Consider the following 20,935-nt stretch of genomic DNA (forward strand, 5'->3'; position numbering starts at 1 on the left):
GGAAAAAGGGGGGCGAATGCGCATCCTGGTGACCGGCGGGGCCGGTCTCATCGGCTCCCGTCAGGTGTGCGCGCTCGCGCGCGGTGTCTCGACGGCCGGCGCTTCGGTGACCATGACCGCGCGCCGGTGCCGGGGCGGCCGGGCCCGCGCCACGGATCCGGCGGTCCGCACATGAAGGGCATCGTGCTGGCCGGAGGTTCGGGCACCCGGCTCCGGCCGCTGACCACGATCACCTCCAAGCACCTGCTGCCGGTCTACAACAAGCCGATGGTCTACTACCCGCTCTCGGTGCTGATGCTGGCCGGAATCCGGGAGATCCTGCTGATCAGCACCCCCGAGCATCTGCCGGGCTTTCGGGCGCTGCTCGGCGACGGCTCCCGGCTGGGCCTGCGCCTGAGCTACGCCGTCCAGACCGTGCCCCGCGGGCTGGCCGACGCCCTGGTGGTCGGCGGGGAGTTCGTGGGTGACGACCGGCTCGCCCTCATCCTCGGCGACAACATCTTCTACGGCCACGAACTCCCCTCGGTGCTCCGCGAGGAGGTCGGCAAGCTCGACGGCTGCACGGTCTTCGGCTACCCGGTCGCCGATCCCGAACGGTACGGGGTGGCGGTCGTCGGCGAGGAGGGCCGGCTGATCGACATCGAGGAGAAACCGGCCCGGCCCCGGAGCAACCTCGCCGTCACCGGCCTCTACCTCTACGACAACGTCGCGCTGCGCTACGCCACGGAGCTCACCCCCTCGGGGAGGGGCGAACTGGAGATCACCGACCTCAACCGGCGCTTCCTCGCCGAAGGCCGCGCCCGGCTGGTCAACCTGGGCAGGGGTACGGCCTGGCTGGACACCGGCACACCGGACAGCCTGCTGGAGGCCGGGGTCTTCGTGCAGGTGCTGGAGAAACGGCAGGGCGTGCAGATCGCCTGCCTGGAGGAGGTGGCCTACCGGATGGGTTACATCGACGACCACGGGCTCCGTGAGCTGATCGGCCACGCCGGATCCGTGACGGAGGAGGGGCGCTACCTGGTCCGGGTGCTGGAGGCCTCCATCTGAGCGGTGGTGTCGCGTCACCCGCTTCGTTCCGGCCGGAGGGCGCAGGCGGCACCGGTTCGGCGACGCCCGCCTGCTCCACCGTTCCTCGCGCGTCGCCGCCGCGCGTGACGGCGCGGCATCGCACGGGCGGCCGCCTGTGCCGGTGTGATCCGTGCGGGGCCGTGTCGACCCGCACCGGCCCGTGTCGACATCGCGCTGGAATCTCGCCACGGCCCTCTCGTCGTCGAGGACGATGCCGTTGTCGAGGGCGGTCCGCGTCCAGAACTTCCCGATGCCCTGCCGGGTGGGGGCGGCCGGCGCCGCCGTGCCACGGGACCCGGCCGCCTGTACGGGTACCGGTGAGGGCGTCGCGGAACCCGTTCCCCCGTCACGCCGTCGCTTTCGGAAAGGTTCGACGGTGTTCTTTCGGGAGAGCCGACGGTGTTCTTCCGGGGGAGTTCGACGGGGTTGACGTCCCGCGGGCGGGAAAGTGACCCCCGGGACGGGGTGATGCCCGGGGGAACGCGGGCGGGACGCCCCGCGGAGGGGCGTCCCGCCGTCGTGCGTGTCAGTGGTGGTGCTGGTCCCGGCCCTTCTCGGGGACGTCGCTGGAGGTGACGGCCTCGTAGGACTTGTCCTTGGCCTTGGGGCGCGGGTCGTTGACGAGGCCGGCGCACTGGCCGCTGCCGGTGATCTGGTTGGGCACCCCGGCGTTGGAGGGCGCGGGCGTGTTGCCGCCGCAGGAGAGCGCGCCGCGGATCCTGGTGCCCGCCATCACGAGGGCGTCGACGGTGGTGTTGCCGTTCAGCACCGCCGCGCCCCTGAGGTCGGAACCGGCGACGACCAGCTGGCGGGTGGTGCCGGAGACGACGACCGAGCCGTTGACCTGGGTCTTCAGCAGGTGCACCTCGGCGGCGGCGGACGAGGTGATCGCTCCGTTGACGCTGCCGCCGTTCACCACCAGGGACGCGCCGGAGCCGACGGTCACCCCGCCGTTGATCCGGGCGTCGTTCAGGCAGGTGACGCCGGAGCGGACCACGATCGTCCCGTTCCTCGTACCGGTGACCGTGGTGGTGCAGGCGGGCGGCGCCGCGAGGGTGGTGACCGTGAACTTCCCGGCCGTGCCGTGGTTGCCGCTGGGGTCGATCGAGCGGTACTCGACGGTGTGCCTGCCCCGGGGCAGCTTGCCGAAGGTGAGGCTGTCGATGACGGTGCCGCTCTCGCTGAACGTCCACGGCAGGTCGGCGGAGGTCGGCCAGCCGAAGTAGTTGAACCAGCCGTCGCCGTCCACCCGGGACTCGTGCACGACGTACCCGCTCTGGTCGTCGCCGCCGGTGAGTCTCATGGTGAAGGGGCCGTTGTAGACGTGGGTGTCGCCGGAGGCGACCAGTGGCTCGGAGAGCTCGTAGCCGGTCGTGGGCAGCGTGTTGTCGACGGTCCAGGAACGGGTGTCGCCGCCGGAGGTGGCGGTGAGGGTGTGGTTGCCGGGGGTGAGCTTGAGCTCTCCCAGGTCCAGGTCACCGTCGGTGTCGTCGAGACGCGCGCCGTCCAGCGTCCAGGTGACGACGGGGACGCCGTCGTCGGGGTGGGTGGTCTCGACGTAGACGACCTCGTCACGGCCGACGGCCTGGTCGGCGGGCGTGGAGGAGAGCAGGCCCGCCTCGACCGGGGCGGGGACGGTGGTCACGGTCGTGTCCACCGTCCAGGTGCGGGTCGCGGTGAGGGCGCCGGAGCGGATGGCGGGGTCCCGCACGAAGCCGGTCGGGTCGGTGACGGTCGCCTTCACCGTGTGCGTGCCGGGCGGCAGGTCCAGCGTGCGCAGGTCGAGCGCGGTGCGGTCGCCGGGGAGGTCGGTGCCGTCGACGCTCCAGGTGGTGGTCAGCGAGTGGCTGTCGGGGTGCAGCGGCTCCACCCAGAGCACCCGGTCGGCGCCGACCGGCGACGTGGTGGGCGTGCCGTCCTGGATGAGGCCGACCTTGGCGGAGATCTTCTGGGTCATCACCTCGCGGCTGACCTGGTCGTAGTAGTAGCCCAGCGTCCTCATGATGGAGTGCTCGCTGGGGCGCCAGACTCCCTTGCCGAAGTACAGGCCGCCCTCGTGACGGCCGATGACGCCGCCCGCCTCGCTCGGCTCGCCCAGCCAGCGCCACCACTTCTTGCGCTCGTCCCTGATCTGCTGCTCGGTGAGCAGGGTGTGGTGCACGGAGGTGGGTTCGCCTCCCGTGTAGGTGCCGCCCTCCACGCCGCGCGTGTAGTAGGTGTACTCGTCCTGCAGCCCGCCCAGCGAGTGGCCGATCTCGTGCGGCGCGATGAGGGCCGACATCGAGTTGTGGCCCGAGGAGGTGGCGTAGGCGCCGCCCGCTCCGCCGTAGGTCCCGCTGTTGCCCAGGGCGAGGATCTGCCGGTTGGCGCCGCTGGTCCCGGTCACCAGGTTGGCGTACGAGTTGGCCGCCGAGTTGCTCATGGTGATGAGCCGCTGGACGCTGGCGGGGTTGCAGCCGCCCCAGAACGCCATGCTCAGCGGGGTGTTCTTCTTCCCGGAGGCGAGGTCGGGGTCACAGCCGATGCCGGACTCGCCGGAGACGATGTCCACCCGGTAGACGTTGAAATAGTTGCGGTAGGACTTGTACGGCTCGATGGACCACATCACGTTGAGCTGCTGGTCGGCGTCGGCGGCGAACGTGGACCGCTCGCCCTCCGTGTAGCCGTCGCCCAGGATGATCAGGTTGAACCGCTTGGCCGGGGCTCCGGTGACCTGGAGCGGCACCACGGTGGCGCTGCCGACGTCGGCGGCGTTGACCTGGGCGTCGGCGGGTGCCGTGGGGACGGTGAGCAGGGCCGCGGTCATCAAGACGGTTGTCGAGACGGCCGCCAGGGCGGTGAGCGGCCTGGTGATACGCATAGCGGGGGGAACCTCCATGGGCCAGTCGAGACTCCCAGCACTATCGTGCGTCGGTGCTCCGGACGTCCATCTCAAATAGTGATAAATCCGGATTTATGGCCCTGGTTGGTCTTTATCCCGCTCTCGCATTGTTCTATAGTTCTTTGGAATATTGGCTCACAGGGATGGAGAGCGCGATGTCGTACCCGGAGGCTCGTTACCTGGACGAGGCGGGCGAGAACAGCGGGATCTTCCGGCCGGCGAGCGCGGGGCCGGATCTGATGATCGGTGAGACGGCGGTGCACTACCTGGGCACCGGTGCCTCGACGGGCGGGCAGTTCGGCCTGTACCGCTGGGAGATGGGACCGAAGCGGTCCGGCCCGGCGCCCCACTTCCACCGGACGATCTCCGAGTCCTTCTTCGTCCTGTCCGGGACGGTGCGGCTGTTCGACGGGAAGGGCTCGACCGACGCGACGGAGGGAGACTTCCTGCACGTCCCGGCGGGCGGGGTGCACAGTTTCTGCAACGACTCCGGCGAACCGGCCTCGATGCTCATACTCTTCACCCCGGGGGCGCCCCGCGAGGCGTACTTCGAGGAGCTCGGCGCGATCGTGGCCGAGGGACGCCGGCTCAGTGACGCGGAGTGGACGGATCTCTATCTCCGCCACGACCAGTACATGGTCTGACGGTCATGGGGGAGTTTCGCGAGGAACCGATCTACCGGCAGCTGGCGCGGATCGGGAAGACGCTGGCCAGTCCCGTGCGGCTCAGGCTGCTCGACGTGCTCGACCAGCGGGAACGCACCGTCGAGCAGCTGTCCGAGGCGGCCGACGTCCCGCTGAAGAACACCTCGGCCCAGCTGCAGCAGCTCCGCGCCGCCCACCTGGTGACGAGCCGCAGGGACGGTACGCGGGTCTACTACCGGCTGGCCGACGAGCGGGTCTCCCGGTTCCTGGGCGAGCTGCAGGACTTCGCCGGGGAGAGGCTCGCCGACCTGCGGGAGGCGGTGGCCGAGCACCTCGGCGACCCCGCCGCGCTGGAGCCGGTGACCGCCGGCGAGCTCGCCGCGCGTCTCGCCGACCCGGGCGCGGACATCGTGGTCGTCGACGTCCGCTCCGCGGCCGACCACGCCCGCGGCCACGTGCCGGGAGCGCTGTCGGTGCCCCTGGCCGAGCTGCGTGACCGTCTCGACGAGCTCCCCAGGGACGCCGAGATCGTGGCCTACTGCGGCGGACCCTACTGCGCGGTCTCCCCGCAGGCCGTACGGCTGCTGCGCGAACGGGGTTTCCACGCGCGCCCGCTGGACGGCGGGCTCGCCCGCTGGCGGCGCACGGGCAACCGGCTGCAGGCCGGTTCCTCCCCTTCGGGGGTGTGACAGGTCCGTGATCCCGTCGTGGGGCCGCGAACCGACGGGTTCGCGGCCTTTCGGCGAGCCCACGGCCCCGCGACGGATCCACGGCCGAATTGTCGGAGTGGATCATTACTGTTCGCGGCATGTCCACCCCCCACCAGCACGCTGCCCCGCCGGCCGGGACGAAGGTCCCGGCGTCCGGCGAACTCCCCCGGACCTCCCGCCGTGAAGAGACCTCCCGCCGTGAAGAGGCCGGTCGCCGTGAAGAGACCTCCCGCCGTGAAGAGGCCGGTCGCCGCGAGGAGGCCGTCGCGTGAGCGCCTGGGAGGAGATCCGCGGGCTCATCGACCGCCGGGACGCCGACGCCGTCGCGGCCCGGATCGCCGGGCTGGACGAGGAGGCGCGCAAGGAGGTCGCCGGCCGTCTTCCCGGATACCTGAAGACGTTGCGCGGCCGGCGCGAGTCCTGGGAGAGGCTCGACGACCACGCCGAGGTGCTCCGCGCCGCCGGGGCCGGGGTCCTCCCCGGGGCGGCCGCCGTGGCGACCTGGCTGAACCGCCGGGATTTCACCACCAGATGGAGCCCTGCGTACGGGGACACCGAGCGGATCCTGACGATCCTCGCGGCCCGGCCGGCGGAGTGGCGGGCCGACCTGGCGGTACGGCTCGTGCTGCGGCTCCGGACGGCGGATGACCGTGGCATGGAGCTGGCGCTCGCCCTGCTCCGCGCGACCGGGATCGAGGTGCCGGATCACGATCCGGTGGTCGCGGGATGGGCGAGCGCGGTCGCCGCCCTGCCCACGCTGCCCGCCCTGTCCACGCTGTCCACCCTGTCCGCTCTGTCCGTGTCGCCCGCCCCGCACGAGGATCCGCTCCTCGACGTCATGCTTCCCCGCCTCTTCGAGGCCCAGGGGGTGGGGCGGGCCCTGCAGTGGGAGAGCGATCCGGTCAGGTCGTTGCTGGGTGTCCTGAGCGCCCTGGCCGCGGCTGACGGCGCGAGACGGTCCGAGCTGCTCCGGGGATGTGTCAGGCGGTTCCTGCTGGGCGGCTCGGTGGCGGAGCTGCGGTTCTTCGTCCGCCTGCACGAGACACTGGATCCCGCGCCGCACGAGATCGAGCCGCAGGCCCGTGACTACCTGCGGCTGCTGCCCGCCGCCCCGGGGCCGGTCGCCGAGCTGGCGCTGCGGCACCTGCGCGGGCTCGACGGGCTCGACGGGGGCGACGGACTCGATCCCCTCGACCTGGTGGAGGGATGGGAGGCGGTGCTCTTCCGGCCCGAGCGCAAGCTCGTCCGCGCCGGGCTCACCTGGATGGACCAGCGGGTACGGCTCTCGCCCGGCCTGGCGGCCTCGATCGCCGGACCGCTCGCGCTCGCGTTCGCCTCCGAGTCCGCCGAGCTCCAGGAAAGGGCGCTGAAACTCGCGATCAAGCACGCGGCCCTGATGGACGACGAGGGCCGTACCGTCATCCGTGACGCGCTCGGCGCGCTCCCGCCCGACCTCGGGCGGCGTGCCTTCGCGGTCTTCGGCGGCGAGGAGCCGGCCGAGACCGGTCCGCGGGACGGGTTCGATCCGCCCGCGCTCCCTCGGCCCGACGCCCCGCGGCGGGCGCCGGAACCGATCGGCTCCGTGGCGGAGATGGTGCCCCTGCTGAACGACTCCGACGACTGGCAGGCGTGGGAGCGGCTGCTGGCCGGTTTCGTCGCCCTCGTGCACCGCGACCGGGAGGGCACGGCCGCCGCGTTCAAGCCCCATCTGCCCGGCAGGTACGAGCAACTTTACGGAGTCCGTCACTGGGACCGGGAGGACACGGCCGCCGGCCTGCCCGGCGGGCACTGGCATTTGTACGGATCCCATCACTGGAACCGGGTCCACCAGTGGCTGATCGGCGCCGCGTGCTCCCTCACCGGAGTCGCGCCGGAACGCGGCTCCTGGAAGAGCAGGCTCCCCGACACCCGCCGTCTCCCGCCGCCGCGCCTGCTCCTGCTGCACCGGGCCGCCGAGATCCAGATGGCCGTGGAGCAGGACGTCGTCCCGCCCCTGCTGCTCGCCACCCCCACCCTCACGACCGGGCACGTGGAGGCGGCCGAACTGGTGACGAGGATGGAGGTCGTCGAGGCCGCCGGGGCGAAGCCGCTCGCCGCGGACCTGCAGCAGGCGCTCCTGCGGCTGCCGCGAGAGCGGGACGGGGAGGCGGCCGAACGCGCCGGACGGCTCTCCTCGGCGGCCGGTCGCCTGGTCGCCCGATGGCTGTCCGGTGCCCGGCTCGCCGACCCGGTGGTGGAGATGGGCTGGACCCACCCGGAACACGGGTACGGCGAGGCGAAGCCCGCCCCGTCGCTGCGCGCGCCGGCCACCGGGCTGCCTCTCGTCGACCGGATGTTCGCCGGCTCTCCGCGGCATGGCGACGGAGTCCAGCTGGCCTGGTGGCCGTCGATGTTCCCCTCCCACCGCGAGGTGGCCGCCGTCTACCTGTCACGCCAGCTCCGGTACGACCGGTGGCACCACATGGCGATACGGCCGGACCATCTGCGTGAGCTCGTCCTGCTCGACGGGCCGCCGGGAGCCGCGGTGGCGCTCGTCCTCGCCGGTCTGCTGGGTACCCCGGACATGCCGGAGGCCGTCGACATCCTGCTGACGATGGCGGGTCGCGGTGACCTGCCGGCCGCCGAACTCGGCAGGCAGGCGGCGGCGCTGGTCGGACACGACCGCGTCAAGCTCGTCCACCTGACGGCGGCCCTGGGGGCGGCGTCCCGCCAGGGCGCCCACGAGGAGGTGTGGGCGGCGGTCGCCGCGGCGTTGCCGTCGCTCCTGCCCCAGGCCGGTCAACGGCCGCGCCACGGGCTCGCCGAGTTCGTGGCGCTGGCCGCCACCACGGCGGCGTGGTGTGGCGCTCGCGGGGCGATCCCCGAGATCGAGGCCATGGCGGCGCGCAGGGGATCGAGCGGCCTGCTCCGTGAGGCGCGTCGCCTGCACGGGCTGTTGACGGCGAAGGAAGGGTGAGCATGCGCTCGAAGTACGACGAGGAGCGCCGGCTGCGGCTGGCGATCGGCGACCTGGTCCGGGCCGCCGCGCCTCCCGGCTGGAGCGACGCCACGGTCCGCTGCGGCCAGGTCGGGGGATTCACCCGGGTCGTCGTGGACTGCGACGGGGTGGAGCTCGGTGTCCAGGGGCTGGAGGAGCAGGTCCGGCGACTCCGCGAGCTGTCCTACCGCGACGGCGAGGGCACGTGGTTCTCCTGCGAGCTGCGCTTCACGCCGCAGAGCAGGTCGTACCGGGGACACGTGGACGCCGACGGGTTCCCGTTTCCCGGCAGCACGGACATCCCCGACCTCGCGCCGCTGGAGGAACTGGCGGTGTTCCCCCGAGACACCGTTCCCGGCTGGCTGGTGGACGCCCTCCCGACGGCGGTCCCGACAGGGCTCCGCGAGCCCGAGGAGTCCTGGCACGCCTTCGGCAGGTCAGGCGAGTCGCCGGACCCCGAGCCGGTCGTCTCCGGAGAGCTGGCCTACGCGCCGATCGAGCACCTGGTCGTCCGCGAATCCGGGTTCGGCGAAGAGGGCGCCGAACCCCTCGCCATCCTGTACGAGGAGGCCGGGGGCGGCGGTGACCATCTCCTCTTCCTCGGCAGGGGAGACGGGGGAGAGCAGCCCTACTGGGTGGCCCGCCAGGGCATGCGGGGCACCGGGGGCGGCATCACCGCCTGCGTGCTCGACGACCGGCGTCTCGTCCTGCGCCTCACCCCCAGGGCGGCGGACGACATGGAGACGGAGACCGTCCTCACCGTCGACCTGGACCTGACGCCCGCCGAGACGGAGCGACTGCGGATCGTTCTCGGCGAGGTCTTCCGGGGTGGAGCGTCCGGTCCGACGCCCTCGCTCACCGGGTTCTGACGCACCGGCCGGGCGGGGGCGGCCGGTGCGGTGGAACGGAGCGGGGTGCCCTCGAACGTGTCCGCCCGGTGCCGGTCCACTATCCCCGGTGCCTGCTCACCATCCCCGCAGCCAGGGGGGCGTCCGCGAAGTCACCGGCCGCGACGCGGGCCGCGACGGTGCGGCGTACGAGGCGGTCGGCCAGGGAGGGCGCGTGCCTGCCGACCATCATCTCGACGCGTCCCCGGACGGTGGTCGCCACGTCGCGCGGGGCGCGGCGGGCGGTGACGGCGCGGACGATCGCGTCGACCACGCCCTCGACGGGTTCCGGCCTGGACACCGCGTCCAGCGACAGCCCCGCCTGCCGCGTACTGTCGTGGATCGGGCTGCGGACCATGCTCGGGTAGACCGTCGTCACGCCGACGTGCGTGCCGACCTCCAGCCGGAGCGCGTCGGCGTAGGCCGCGAGCGCGCGCTTGGAGACGCCGTACGCCGCGGCCAGCGGCAGCGGCAGGACCGCCATCCGTGAGGCGATGAAGACCACCCGCCCGCGCGTGCGCACCAGGTGGGGCATGACCGTCGCCGTCACGCGCCAGGCGCCGAGGAGGTTCAGCCGCAGCTGTGCCTCGACCTCCTCGCCGGGGGCGAGCTCGGCCGGGGCGGGCCCGCCGCGTCCCGCGTTGTTGACCAGCAGGTCGATGCCGCCGAGCAGGGCCGCCGCCTCGGCGACCGCGGCGTCGACGGACTCCTGGGAGGTGATGTCGCAGGCGATGATCGGGATGTCGGAGTCGCCGGGACGGGCTGTGTCCACGATGTCCAGGCCGACCACGCGCGCGCCCTGGGCGGTGAACCGCGCGCTCATCGCCCTGCCGAAGGTGCCCGCCGCGCCGGTGACCAGGATCCGGCGCCCGGCCAGCGCGCGGGACGGGGCGGCGCGCAGCTCGCGGAGTTCGCGGTCCATGACGCGGAGATACCGGTCGACGTCGATCCGCATGTGGGGTCTGCGCCGCCCCCAGCGGTCGCGGGCGGCGTCGAGTTCGGCGGAGGCGATCCTGCGCGCGGTCCCGGGGTCGGGGAGCCGGTGGGTTCCCGCGCGTACGGCGGCCACGAGGCGGCTCTGCGCCTCGACGACGGGCAGTGCCGAGCCGGTCGACTGCATCAGCCCGACATAACTGATCGTGTCGTCGCCGATGGGGAAGACGTGGCGGTACAGCAGCGCGCTCGCCGGGTCGGGCATCGTGGCGGTGTCCAGGAACGGTGTCACGGCCCGGTAGCCGGTGCACCAGACGATGTGGTCGACCTCGTCCACCTGGCCGTCGGTGAAATGGACCCGCGGGCCGTCCAGGCGCGCGACACCCTGGCGGGCGAGCACCCTTCCCTCCGCGATCAGCCGGGGGACGGAGTCGCTCAGGGTGGGATGGTCCTGGAGCACGCCCTCGCGCGGCGCGGGCAGGCGCGGCCCGGCGGGTCTCCTGTCGGCGACCTTGAGCACGGCCTGGGAGACCACCTGCCGCACCCGCCAGGGCAGCAGGGCCGCGAGGGCGCCGTTGAGCTGGTCGGAGGGGCGGCCCAGCAGCCGCTTGGGCAGCACCCAGACCCCTCGCCTGGCCGACAGCAGCACGGCGGACGCGTGACCGGCCAGCTCGGAGGCGATGTCCATCGCGGAGTTGCCGGTGCCCACGACGAGCACGCGCTTCCCGGCCAGCCCGGCGGGGGTGACGTAGTCGTGCGCGTGCGACTCGGTGCCGGTGAACGTCCCCGGGTACGGGGGTTCGGGGAGCCGGGGCTCGTGGTTGTGGCCGTTCGCCACCACCAGGTGCTCGACCGTCTCGCGGTACGGGCCCTCGGGGCCGGTCAGCTCCAGCTCCCAGCCGTCCTCGGTGCGCCGGGCCGATTCGAGCGTCGTGCCGAACCGGAAGCGCTCGCCGACCCCGAAGCGGTCGGCGTAGGACCGCAGGTATTCGAGCAGCTGGGCGCGGGTCGGGTAGTCGGGCCACTCGGCGGGCATCGGGAAGTCGGAGAACTCCGTGCGCGGCTTGCTCGTGTTGAGGCGGAGGCCCTCGTAGGACGCGGTGTCGGGGTCCAGCCGCCACAGGCCGCCGAGGGAGGCGGCGCGCTCGACGCCGAGGACGGGCAGACCGGCCTCGATGAGGGCCTTGGCCGCGGCTATGCCCGCCGCGCCGCCACCGACGACGGCGGTCACCCCGTGACCCGGTTCTTTCGTGCCCATCCGTTGCCTCCCGTATTCCATCCGATGATGGAATATTAGCCGTCCGAGGCGCCCGCGCCAGGGGTCGCGTAGAGCCGGTCGACGAAGCGGTGGGCGTAGGCGCGGAACTCACGCCTCTCGCGGTCGGCGACCACGGGGTCGCCGCCGTGGGCGTTCAGGGTGCTCAGGGCGGTCACGTGGCCGTGGGCCGCCCAGACCAGGCTGCGCACGGTGATGTGCGGCGTCGGCTCGACGACGAGGCCGCGGGTGGCCGCCTCCAGCAGGGCGCGCTCGATCTCGCCGTAGATCGGCAGCGAGTACGCCTCGTCCAGGGACAGGTGGAGGGTGGGGTCCAGCCACCGCCGCAGCCACAGGAACGTGGTCTGGGGATGCTCGTGAAGGAAGTCGACGAAGGCGTCCACCAGGGCGTGCATCACGCCCACGACGTCGCCCGGGGGTTCCGCGCGCACGGCGGCGAGGAAGGCGCGCGCCGGAGGGGTGAGCGTCGCCTGCTCCAGCTCGAAGACGCGGGCGAAGCAGGCGTCGTACAGGGACGCCTTCGACGGGAAGTGGTGGTGCACGCTGGAGACGTCGATCCCGACCCGGGCGGCGATGTCGCGCATGGAGACGCCGTCGGCCCCGTGCCGGGCGAACAGGTCCGTCGCCTCGGCGAGGATGCGGTCGGGCGTCGACGGCGCGGACGGCGCCGAGCGGTCCCTGGGCGGGCGCCCCCTGCGGCGCGCCCTGGGGGCGGGGACCTCTTCCTCGCTCTCGCTCTTCCTCATGCCCGACAGTCTGCCAGGATCGCCAGGGCTCATAATCCATCATGGGATCGATTCACTCGCCCCGGGTAGCCATCCGGATCCGTCCGGGACCGCCTGCCCGGGGCGGCGCGCCCCGGGGTTCGCCCTTCCCGGTCCGGCGGGGGAGCGTGGTCAGCCCGGTGAGGACACGGAGGCCTCCGGCAGGACGGCGAGGGACCTGATCTGCTCGGGCGTGAGCGCGGCGCCGCGTCCGTGTTCGGCGGCGAGACGCTCCTCGCCCAGCGCGTCACGGATCCGCGCGGTGATCCGGTCGACGTCGCCGCGCTCCATCGGGGTGAGGGGCACGGAGTTCGAGGCGCGGGCCGCGGCGCCCGCGCCCAGGAGCCGGGCGGCGCGGTCGTGGTGCCCGGCGACGGCGAGGGCCCCGGCCAGGCCGTACACGGCGACCCTCATGTCCCTGGCCCCGTCGAACCTGGCCACGAGGTCGAGGGCCGACAGGTGCAGGGTGAGGGCCGTCGCCGCGTCGCCGCGCTGCTCGGCGACGAAGCCGAGCTCGGTCACGATCATCGGGAGGTACGGCGGCGGCTCCTCGGCGCCGGGCGGGGTACGGTCCAGCACGTCGCGCAGGTGGGTCTCCGCGATGTCGAGGCGGCCGTCCCTGCGCGCGGCGAAGGCGAGTCCCATCCGGGCGAAGATCTGCCCCGCCTGGTGACCCTGCTCCACGGCGAGCCGCAGCGACCTCTCGCTCGACTCCACCGCCTTCGCGTAGTCGCCGCGCTGCAGCGCGATCCAGCCCAGCCAGCCCAGCCGCCCGGCGAACTCCGTCCACAGCCCGAGCTCCTCGGCCAGGCGCATGCCGTCGCGCTGCAGCCGTTCGGCCCGGTCGAGGTCACCGGTCATCTCGGCCAGCGCGCCGAGCCAGCCGCCCGCCTCCAGCTGCCCCCAGCGCTCCCCGAGCTCGCCGAAGATCCGCGCGCTGCGCTCGCCGTCGCGTGCGAGCCCGTCCAGGTCGCCGCGTACGTGCGCGAGCTTGGCCCGCAGGGCGAGGGCCGCGGCCGTCCCCCACCGGTCGCCGAGCGCCTCGAAGGAGGGGAGCGCCCGGTCCAGCAGCTCTCCGGCGGCGGACAGGTCGCCCAGGTCGAGCCCCGCGTAGGCGAGGATCCACCGCGCCCTGGCACGCCCGCCGGGGTCGCCCGCGTCCTCGTACGCCTCCAGGGCCGCCCGGCGGAGTCTCTCCCGGTCGGCGACGGCCACCTCGCCCCGGAGGAACTCGACCGCGGCCTTCCAGGTGAGAGCCCTGGCCCGGAGCGCGGCGGACGAGAGGCCCCCGGAGCCGTCGGCGGTGTCCGGCGCGTGGTTCCCGGTGGTGCCAGGTCCACGGTCCCCGGTGGCGTCCGGCTCATGGTTCACGGCGGTGCTCGGTTCGCGGTTCCCGGTGGCGTCCGGCTCATGGTTTCCGGCGGCGCCCGGTTCGCGGTCCCGGGGGACGGCGGCCGATGGTTCGCCGGGGACGGCCAGTGCCGCCGCCAGGGATCGGCGGGCCTCGGTCAGCCGGCCGCGCAGGAACCAGTACCAGGCCATCGCGCCGGCGAGGCGCAGCGCGCCGTCCGCGTCGCCGTTCCTGACGGCCGCGTTCAGCGCGGCGCGGAGGTTGGCGGCGTCGGCGTCGAGACGTCGCAGCCAGAGCCGCTGGTCCGCCTCGTAGAGGCGCGGCGCGGCCCGCTCGGCGAGGCCGGTGTAGTGACGCAGGTGCCGCCGCCGCACCCGCTCGTACTCCCCGGACCGCTGGAGGCGCTCGACGCAGTACGCCGCCACCGACTCCAGCAACCGGTATCTCGGCCCGTCGGCACCGTCCACCATGACCACCAGCGACCGGTTCACCAGCCGCGCCACCAGGTCGAACACGTCCTCGGCCGGGATGTCGTCCCCCGAGCAGACGGCCTCGGCGGCCTCCATCGCGCAGCCGTCGGCATGTACGGCGAGGCGGCGCAGGACGGCGCGCTCGGCGTCGTTCAGCAGCTCCCAGCTCCAGTCGATCATCGCCGTCAGGGTCTGCTGGCGCGGCGGTACGCCCCGGTGCCCGGTGGCCAGCAGCCGGAACCGGTCGTCCAGGCGGGCGACGAGACCGTGCACCCCGAGGGCGGGCACCCTTGTCGCGGCCAGCTCCAGCGCCAGCGGGATGCCGTCCAGCCTGCGGCACAGGGCCGCGACCGCCGGTGCGGTGTCCGCGTCGAGGACGAACCCCCGGGCCCCCCGGGTCGCTGCGGACGCGCGTGCCACGAACAGCTGGACGGAACCCGTCCGCTCCAGCGCGGGGAGGTCGCCGACGGCCCGGCCGGGGACCTCCAGCGGCGGGACGCTCCAGACCACCTCGCCGGGCAGGGCGAGCGGCTCCTGGCTGGTCGCGAGGAGCCGCAGCCCCGGGGCGGCGCGCAGCAGCAGCCCGGCCAGCTCGGCGACCGGCTCGACGACGTGCTCGCAGTTGTCCAGCACCAGCAGCAGCCGCCGGGATCGCAGCGCCTCGGTGAGCCGGTCGGCGGCGGTAACCGGCCCCGTGGCACCCGCGGCGTCCTGGACGTCCAGCACCGCCATGATCGTCTCAGCCAGCCGGTGGACCGCGTCCTCGTCGCCGGGACGGTCGAGCGCGGCCAGCTCGACCAGCCAGACGCCGTCACGCACGCTCTCCGAGGAGATGTGGGGGGAGGGGACGCGGGAGGGGGGAGCTTGGGAGGAGGGGACCTCGCCGGAGAGGACGCCGGCGGGGGAGACCACGCGGGAGGAGGCGTCGGAGGAAGAGAGGGACACGGCACCGGAGAGGGCCGGGGGAGGCGCCTCCGGGCCGGTCAGATGCCTGGCGACCTCGATCGCCAGGCGGGTCTTGCCCACGCCGCCGGGCCCGGTGAGCGTCACCAGCCGTTCGTCCTCCAGCAGGGCGCGGATCCCGGTGACGGCCTCCTCCCTGCCGATCAGGCCGGTGAGGGGCACCGGGAGGTTGCCGCCGGGCCTGTCCGGGGGGACGCCGGGCGCGGCCAGCGCCGAATCCTGGGTGAGGACGGCCCGCTGCAGGGCGACCAGCTCGGCGCCCGGGTCCAGGCCCAGCTCGTCGGCGAGCAGGACGCGCAGTTCCTCGTAGCTGTCCAGCGCCTCGCTCTGCCGTCCGGCCCGGTACAGGGCGCGCATGTGCGCGGCGCGCAGCCGCTCCCTGAGGGGGTGCGCCGCGAGCAGGTCGCCGAGCTCTCCCGCGAGCTGGACATGCTCGCCCAGCTCCAGCCGTACCTCCGCGTGGTCCTCCCGCGCGGCCAGCCGCTGCTCCTCCAGCCGCGCGATCGCGGCGCGCGCGAACGGCTCGTCGCCGAAGTCGGCGAACGCGGGACCGCGCCACGACGCCAGCGCGTCGGCCAGCAGCGCCGCCCTGGCCGGAGGGTCCCCGGCGAGGGCCGCCTCGTCGAGCAGGCGCAGGAAACCGGCCACGTCGGTGTCGGCCCTCATCACGTAGCCCGCGGGATGGCGGGCGACCAGGTCCCGGCCGCCGGGTTCGGCGTCCTCCAGCACCCTGCGCAGCTGCGAGACCTTGGCCGACAGGGCGGCGGCCGGGTTGCCCGGCGGGTCGTCGCCCCACAGGTCGTCGATCAGCCGGTCGGCGGGCACCGGACGCCCCTCGTGCGCGAGGAGGTCGGCCAGCAGGGTGCGGACCTTCAGCCCGGGGATCGCCACCGGCTCGCCGGAGGTCGTCCACACGGCCAGTGGCCCAAGCACCCCGAAACGCATGAAGGCCACGATAACGCCGCGCGCTCACCGTCTTGCATCGGATTCTCGCGCTCCCCGGCCCGGCCGTAAAACGACGGGAGCTTTTCCGTAAGAGGGATGCGACATGGTAGGACACGTCGGACCGGGAACGGGCGTGAGGGAGGTACGAAGATGCGGGAGGACGACCGGCTGAGGCTCGCGGTCATCATCGGGAGCACCCGTGACGGCCGGTTCGGGCCCACCGTGGCCGGCTGGTTCACCGCCAGGGCCCGCAGGCGCGGCGACCTGGACGTCGACCTGATCGACCTGGCCGAGACCGGTCTGCCGCAGACCCTCAACGACCAGGACGAGCCCGCCCCCGCCGAGGTGGCCGCGCTGGCGCCGAGGCTGGCGGCCGCCGACGCCTTCGTCGTGGTCACCCCCGAGTACAACCGGAGCTTCCCCGCCCCGCTGAAGACGGCCATCGACTGGTACTACGAGGAGTGGCAGGCCAAGCCCGTCGCCTTCGTCGCCTACGGCAGGGACTCAGGCGGTCTGTACGCGGTCGACCAGCTCCGCCAGGTCTTCACCGAACTGCACGCCGTGACCATCCGCGACGCCGTCACCCTTCCCCGCTACTGGGACCTCTTCGCCCCCGACGGGAGCTGGCCCAAGGCCACCGCGGAGTGCAACACCGCGGTACGGACCACGCTCGACCGGCTGGCCTGGTGGGCCCGCGCCCTGCGCGACGCCCGAGCCAGGAGCCCGTACGTCACCTGAGCCCTTTCTCTCATTCGATACTCATCCAACGCGAACGACCCGGAGAAAACCATGCGCAAGATCATCGCCAAGACCCACACCACCCTCGACGGCTTCATCGACAACCCCCACCTGTGGTCCATGCCGTACTCGAACGAGGAGACGATGGCGTACACCCTGAACCTCACGCTCGGCTGCGACACCCTGCTGCTGGGACGGGTTACCTACGCGGGCATGGCCCAGGCCTGGCCGGCCATGAGCAACCCCTACGCCGACCACGTGAACCGCATCGAGAAGTACGTGGTCTCCTCGACCCTGGAGAAGGCCGAGTGGGAGAACTCGACCATCGTCCACGGCGACGACCTCGTCACCACGGTGACCGAGCTGAAGAAGCGGCCCGGCGGGAACATCATGATCTGGGGCTGTGGCCGGCTGACGGACACGCTCATGGAGCACGGCCTGCTCGATGAGTACCGGCTCCTGGTCTCTCCCGTCATTCTGGGCGAGGGGCAGCGGCTGTTCCGGGGGGAGAACGTCACGGCGACCCTGGAACTCGTGGACAACACGACGTTCGACACCGGCCTCGTCGCCCTCGCCTACCGCCCGGTGAACGCGGCGGGGAACGCGGACGCCGGCTGAGCCACCCGGCCGGAGTCCCGGAGGCGCCGCCGCCTCCGGGACTCCGGGTTCTCCGATGTCTCCCGGCACGCTCTCCGGAGCGCCGGTGGCCGGCCGTTCCGATTCCGGCCGACCGGCGGGGGAGTCCGGCGCCTCATGACTCACGCTCGGTGCGCCCGCTCCATCTGGGGGGTTGGCGCCGCAGTCTCATCGGGCCGTCCAGTCAAGGAGATCCAGCAGGCAAGAAGCCCCGGCTTGGGGGGCATTTGGGTTGTATATCCACCGGCCGGAGAGTCCCCTCGTATAGTTGTGGGCCAATTGTCGGGCTCAGAATCGGTGGCGGGGATCGTGGGGGTTTGGGAGGGGACGGCGGCCGTGCTCGCCGGGCGGTACCGGCTGGACGAGCTGATCGGCCGTGGCGGTACGGGCGAGGTCTGGCGCGGGTACGACCTGCGGCCGGGCTGGGCGGTGGCGGTCAAGATCCTGTCACCCACGGTGGCCGACGCCGCGACGCGTGAGAGGTTCGCCCGGGAGGCGAGGACCGCCGCGCGCGTCGTCCACCCCAACGTGGTGACGGTGCTCGACATGGGCGAGCACGAGGACCGGCCGTACCTGGTGATGGAGTTGCTGACCGGCCGGGACCTCGCCGCCGAGCTGGCCGGGCGAGGACCGTTGAGCGTGCCCGAGGCGTGCCATCTGGCCGGGCAGGCCGCGCTCGGGCTGGACGCCGCGCACCGGGCCGGGGTCGTGCACCGCGACGTCAAACCCGCGAACCTGTACCTGGGCACGACCGGCACGCTCAAGGTCGTCGACTTCGGTACCGCCAGGGTCGCGACCGAGGCCGCGATGCGGCTGACCTCGGCGGGAAGCGTCATCGGCACGGCCGCCTACCTGTCTCCCGAGCAGATCCTCGGCGAGCCGGGAAACGCGGCCTCCGACCTGTACGCGCTCGGCTGCGTCTGTTACGAGCTGCTGTGCGGGAGACCCCCGTTCGTCGGACCGGCCACGGAGGTGATCTCCCAGCACGTCCGCGACCGGCCGGACCCGCTCAGGCGCTACCGGCCCGATGTCCAGGTGGAGCTGGAGAGGCTCGTCCTGGCCATGCTGGAGAAGGATCCCGGCGCGCGGCCGACCGGGGGAGAGGTGGTCCGCGGGCTCGCCGGAGCGGCCCGCCACGCGTCGGCCCCCCGCGACATCGCGCCACCGGCACCGCCACCGGCAGCGACACCGGCACCGACGTCCGCGTACGACACCGTGTCACCGGAGACCACGCCGGTGTCGGCGTCCACCTACGAGACCGTGTCACCGACGGCCACGCCGAAACCGGTGCCCGCGCAGGTGCCCGGGGCCGGTGTCCTCTCCGCGCTCACACGGGGGCGATCGCCCGGACGGTCCGTCGCGATCGCGCTGGGTGTGGTGGCCGTGCTGGTGGCGACGGCTCTCTGGGCGCTGGTGCCGTCGGATCCGGTGGGGCGGACCGGTACGGCGGTGCCGACCGCGATCGGGGCGGCGACGCCGTCCGGGACGCGGTCCCCGGCACGGCCGGTGTCGTCGTCCCCCACACCGGCCGTCTCGCGGAGCGCGTCCCCGGCACCGGTGCGGCCGTCGGCGCGGGGCTGGCAGGACCTCCTGCCGGCCTTCCACCGGGCGGTCACCGACCAGGAGCGTCAGGGAAAGATCGACCGCAAGGTGGCCCGCGAGATCCGCGAGAGGATCGTCAAGGTGGCCCGGGCCGTCCAGAGGGGCGAGAACGAGAAGGCGCGCGACGAGCTGCGCAAACTCGGCCGGGACCTGTCCGAGGCGCGGCGGAGGGGCAAGCTCGCCTCGGACGGGCCGCTCATCGTCTTCCTGCGTGACTCGGGCTTCGTCTTCCAGCCGGGCGGCCGGGATCGGGGACCGGGCCGTCACCACTCCAAGGGAAACGACGAGGAGGGCGGCGACGCCGATGGCGAGAACGGAGACGATGACGCCGAAGACGACGACTAGCCGGAACACGAACCGGTCGTGTCATGCACGCGGCCGGTCCGGCCGCGGGCTTCCTGGACGCCGGAGCGCTGTGGAGGCACCCGCGAGGGTGCCTCCACAGCGGCGGTCATCGCACGGACCAGCGCTGCGCCCCGGTGCCGTTGCAGTCCCACAGTTGCACCAGTGTCCCGTTCACGGTCCCGCTCGCCGCCACGTCGAGGCACTTGCCCGACCCGGCACCCACGATGGTGCCGTTCGTGGTGAACGTGAACTTCTGCGCCGTCCCGCCGTTGCACGTCCAGATCTGCACCTTCGTGCCGTTGGCCGTGCCGTTGCCGTTCACGTCCAGGCAGCGGTCGCCGTAGACGCGCAGTTCGTTGGCCGCGGTGCGGGTCCAGCGCTGGTTGGTCCCGCCGTGGCAGTCCCAGATGTGTATCTGCGCGCCGGGGGCGGTGCTGACCCCGGAGACGTCCAGGCAGCGGTTCGACTGCGGGTTGGACAGCGAGACGGCGGTGCCGACCGGCGGTACGGACGTCTGGGTGAGGCTGCCGGGCACCGCCTGTAGCGCGGCGAACCAGCGCTCCGCCATCTTGGCGTAGCCGCTCACGTTCGGGTGGAGACCGTCGGCGAGGTCGGCGGTGGTGAACCCGGAGTGCATGTCGACCAGGTGGGTCATCGGCCCCTTCTGCGCGACGACGCCGGGGACGGCGGCGTTGAAGGCCTGGATCCGAGCCTCCACCGTGGGGTCGGCAGACGGCGTGATCCGCGCGACGAAGAGTTCGACCGCCGGAGCGTTGGCGCGGATCTTGTCGATGAGCGCGGACAACCGGGCCGGCGCGCCCGCGACGTCGTGGTTCTGGGTCATGTCGTTGGTGCCGATGTGCAGCAGGATGGTGCGGGGGGCGAAGGTCTGCAGCCAGCCGACGATGTTCGTGTCGATCTGGTCGATCCGCCATCCCGAGTGACCCTCGTGGTCGTGGTCACCGAGGGTGGACGGCCCGTTGAACCCGGACCCGACGAAGTCGACCGTGTACTGACCGGTGACCAGTCGCTGCCACAGGTTGACGCGGTAGCCGCCGGGCACGTTGAACCCGTCGGTGATGGAGTCGCCGAGTGGCATGACCCGCACGCCGCCGTTCGACTCGGCCTGTGCTGACCCGGCCTGTGCTGACCCGGCCTGCGCTGACCGGGTCTGCGCTGACCCGGCCTGTGCTGACCGAACATGCGCTGCCCCGGCCTGTGCCGGTGCGGCCGTCGCCGTCGTCAGCCCTGCCGCGGTGAGGGCGAACCCGAGCACGGCGGCCCAGAACCGCCTGGAGTTCCGTCGCATAGCTGATCCTTTCGTCCGCACCCTCCCAGGGCAGGACCCCGACGGGCCCTGGTCGGTGTGGGCGGGTGCGTGGTTCAGGGGGGTGGAAAGGTCCGCTGCTGGCTGGTGCCGTCCGTGCGGTCCGCGATCAGGGGCGGGTGCCGTGACTCATGTGGTGTCCCGGCTCGCCGGGACACCTCCCGGGGGCCGGAGTGCCGGGGGTGCCGTTCGACGGTGCTCCCATCGGCCGGTGCGGCCTGTGATGGTCGGGGGAAGACGCCATCGTGCCATTACTGCGACTCCAGGATTGGAACTGGTTGCCGGACCAGACCAAACAAAGTGCGGCACAGTCATCAAAGATGAAGGGATCTTCTCTGTCAATGTTGTCAGGAAGGCCGGTAAAGTCTCCCGGAACCACCGCCGGGCAGTGGCCGCGGGGGATGCCCGCCGTTCTCGG

At 72.9% G+C, this 20,935-nt stretch carries 13 protein-coding genes; 8 read left to right on the forward strand and 5 right to left on the reverse strand.

Annotated features, from left to right (window positions below; all coding sequences use genetic code 11):
- The first annotated feature begins 171 nt into the window (after nt 1-171).
- Complete coding sequence (rfbA, locus tag ACFFRH_RS00495; RefSeq protein WP_386153147.1) at nt 172-1,047, forward strand: glucose-1-phosphate thymidylyltransferase RfbA; 876 nt, start codon at nt 172-174, stop codon at nt 1,045-1,047.
- A gap of 547 nt (nt 1,048-1,594) precedes the next feature.
- On the opposite strand, the gene ACFFRH_RS00500 is transcribed toward rfbA, so the two are convergent.
- Nucleotides 1,595-3,928, reverse strand: coding sequence for a M64 family metallopeptidase (locus tag ACFFRH_RS00500; RefSeq protein ID WP_344743715.1), 2,334 nt, complete (start codon nt 3,926-3,928; stop codon nt 1,595-1,597).
- Nucleotides 3,929-4,104: 176 nt separating this feature from the next.
- Here ACFFRH_RS00500 and ACFFRH_RS00505 point away from each other — a divergent pair, with 176 nt between their 5' ends.
- From ACFFRH_RS00505 to ACFFRH_RS00520, 4 genes are all read left to right on the forward strand, one after another.
- A complete protein-coding gene (locus tag ACFFRH_RS00505) occupies nt 4,105-4,593 on the forward strand; it encodes a cupin domain-containing protein (RefSeq protein WP_344743714.1) in 489 nt (162 codons plus the stop codon).
- A 5-nt stretch (nt 4,594-4,598) separates the two neighbouring features.
- Entirely contained in the window at nt 4,599-5,282 is a 684-nt protein-coding gene (locus ACFFRH_RS00510) for an ArsR/SmtB family transcription factor (RefSeq protein ID WP_344743713.1), read from the forward strand.
- A 289-nt stretch (nt 5,283-5,571) separates the two neighbouring features.
- Nucleotides 5,572-8,259 carry a DUF7824 domain-containing protein gene (locus tag ACFFRH_RS00515; protein WP_386153154.1) on the forward strand — a complete coding sequence of 896 codons (2,688 nt, stop codon included), beginning with the start codon at nt 5,572-5,574 and terminating at the stop codon, nt 8,257-8,259.
- A gap of 2 nt (nt 8,260-8,261) precedes the next feature.
- Entirely contained in the window at nt 8,262-9,149 is an 888-nt protein-coding gene (locus tag ACFFRH_RS00520) for a hypothetical protein (protein WP_386153156.1), read from the forward strand.
- Between the two features lie 79 nt (nt 9,150-9,228).
- Here the strand turns inward: ACFFRH_RS00520 and ACFFRH_RS00525 are convergent, their stop codons facing one another.
- The 3 genes from ACFFRH_RS00525 to ACFFRH_RS00535 all read right to left on the reverse strand — a co-directional run bounded on the left by ACFFRH_RS00525 (nt 9,229) and on the right by ACFFRH_RS00535 (nt 15,869).
- A complete protein-coding gene (locus tag ACFFRH_RS00525) occupies nt 9,229-11,358 on the reverse strand; it encodes an SDR family NAD(P)-dependent oxidoreductase (RefSeq protein ID WP_344743707.1) in 2,130 nt (709 codons plus the stop codon).
- A gap of 35 nt (nt 11,359-11,393) precedes the next feature.
- Nucleotides 11,394-12,122 carry a TetR/AcrR family transcriptional regulator gene (locus ACFFRH_RS00530; protein WP_344743705.1) on the reverse strand — a complete coding sequence of 243 codons (729 nt, stop codon included), beginning with the start codon at nt 12,120-12,122 and terminating at the stop codon, nt 11,394-11,396.
- 150 nt (nt 12,123-12,272) lie between these two features.
- The gene (locus ACFFRH_RS00535) at nt 12,273-15,869 is read right to left on the reverse strand and encodes an AfsR/SARP family transcriptional regulator (protein WP_344743720.1); all 3,597 of its coding nucleotides are present in this window, start codon (nt 15,867-15,869) and stop codon (nt 12,273-12,275) included.
- A gap of 150 nt (nt 15,870-16,019) precedes the next feature.
- Between ACFFRH_RS00535 and ACFFRH_RS00540 the strand changes: the two genes are divergently transcribed.
- The 3 genes from ACFFRH_RS00540 to ACFFRH_RS00550 all read left to right on the forward strand — a co-directional run bounded on the left by ACFFRH_RS00540 (nt 16,020) and on the right by ACFFRH_RS00550 (nt 19,190).
- On the forward strand, nt 16,020-16,607 hold the full coding sequence (locus tag ACFFRH_RS00540) for an NADPH-dependent FMN reductase (protein WP_344743704.1): 588 nt from the start codon (nt 16,020-16,022) through the stop codon (nt 16,605-16,607).
- Between the two features lie 51 nt (nt 16,608-16,658).
- The gene (locus tag ACFFRH_RS00545) at nt 16,659-17,225 is read left to right on the forward strand and encodes a dihydrofolate reductase family protein (protein ID WP_344743702.1); all 567 of its coding nucleotides are present in this window, start codon (nt 16,659-16,661) and stop codon (nt 17,223-17,225) included.
- Nucleotides 17,226-17,522: 297 nt separating this feature from the next.
- Nucleotides 17,523-19,190 (forward strand): serine/threonine-protein kinase, encoded by a 1,668-nt coding sequence (locus ACFFRH_RS00550; protein WP_386153162.1) that lies wholly within the window; start codon nt 17,523-17,525, stop codon nt 19,188-19,190.
- A gap of 106 nt (nt 19,191-19,296) precedes the next feature.
- Here ACFFRH_RS00550 and ACFFRH_RS00555 read toward each other — a convergent pair whose 3' ends face one another.
- Entirely contained in the window at nt 19,297-20,499 is a 1,203-nt protein-coding gene (locus ACFFRH_RS00555; protein ID WP_344743700.1) for a ricin-type beta-trefoil lectin domain protein, read from the reverse strand.
- Nucleotides 20,500-20,935: the final 436 nt, after the last annotated feature.

Origin of the sequence: Streptosporangium vulgare (genome assembly GCF_042428775.1) — a bacterium.
In the GTDB taxonomy this organism is placed as follows: Bacteria; Actinomycetota; Actinomycetes; order Streptosporangiales; family Streptosporangiaceae; genus Streptosporangium; species Streptosporangium vulgare.

Excerpts from the sequence above, each read along its gene's own strand:
- rfbA (WP_386153147.1), top strand. The coding sequence starts at position 172 with ATGAAGGGCATCGTGCTGGCCGGAGGTTCGGGCACCCGGCTCCGGCCG.
- ACFFRH_RS00500 (WP_344743715.1), bottom strand. The coding sequence starts at position 3,928 with ATGCGTATCACCAGGCCGCTCACCGCCCTGGCGGCCGTCTCGACAACC.
- ACFFRH_RS00505 (WP_344743714.1), top strand. The coding sequence starts at position 4,105 with ATGTCGTACCCGGAGGCTCGTTACCTGGACGAGGCGGGCGAGAACAGC.
- ACFFRH_RS00510 (WP_344743713.1), top strand. The coding sequence starts at position 4,599 with ATGGGGGAGTTTCGCGAGGAACCGATCTACCGGCAGCTGGCGCGGATC.
- ACFFRH_RS00520 (WP_386153156.1), top strand. The coding sequence starts at position 8,262 with ATGCGCTCGAAGTACGACGAGGAGCGCCGGCTGCGGCTGGCGATCGGC.
- ACFFRH_RS00525 (WP_344743707.1), bottom strand. The coding sequence starts at position 11,358 with ATGGGCACGAAAGAACCGGGTCACGGGGTGACCGCCGTCGTCGGTGGC.
- ACFFRH_RS00530 (WP_344743705.1), bottom strand. The coding sequence starts at position 12,122 with ATGAGGAAGAGCGAGAGCGAGGAAGAGGTCCCCGCCCCCAGGGCGCGC.
- ACFFRH_RS00535 (WP_344743720.1), bottom strand. The coding sequence starts at position 15,869 with ATGCGTTTCGGGGTGCTTGGGCCACTGGCCGTGTGGACGACCTCCGGC.
- ACFFRH_RS00540 (WP_344743704.1), top strand. The coding sequence starts at position 16,020 with ATGCGGGAGGACGACCGGCTGAGGCTCGCGGTCATCATCGGGAGCACC.
- ACFFRH_RS00545 (WP_344743702.1), top strand. The coding sequence starts at position 16,659 with ATGCGCAAGATCATCGCCAAGACCCACACCACCCTCGACGGCTTCATC.
- ACFFRH_RS00555 (WP_344743700.1), bottom strand. The coding sequence starts at position 20,499 with ATGCGACGGAACTCCAGGCGGTTCTGGGCCGCCGTGCTCGGGTTCGCC.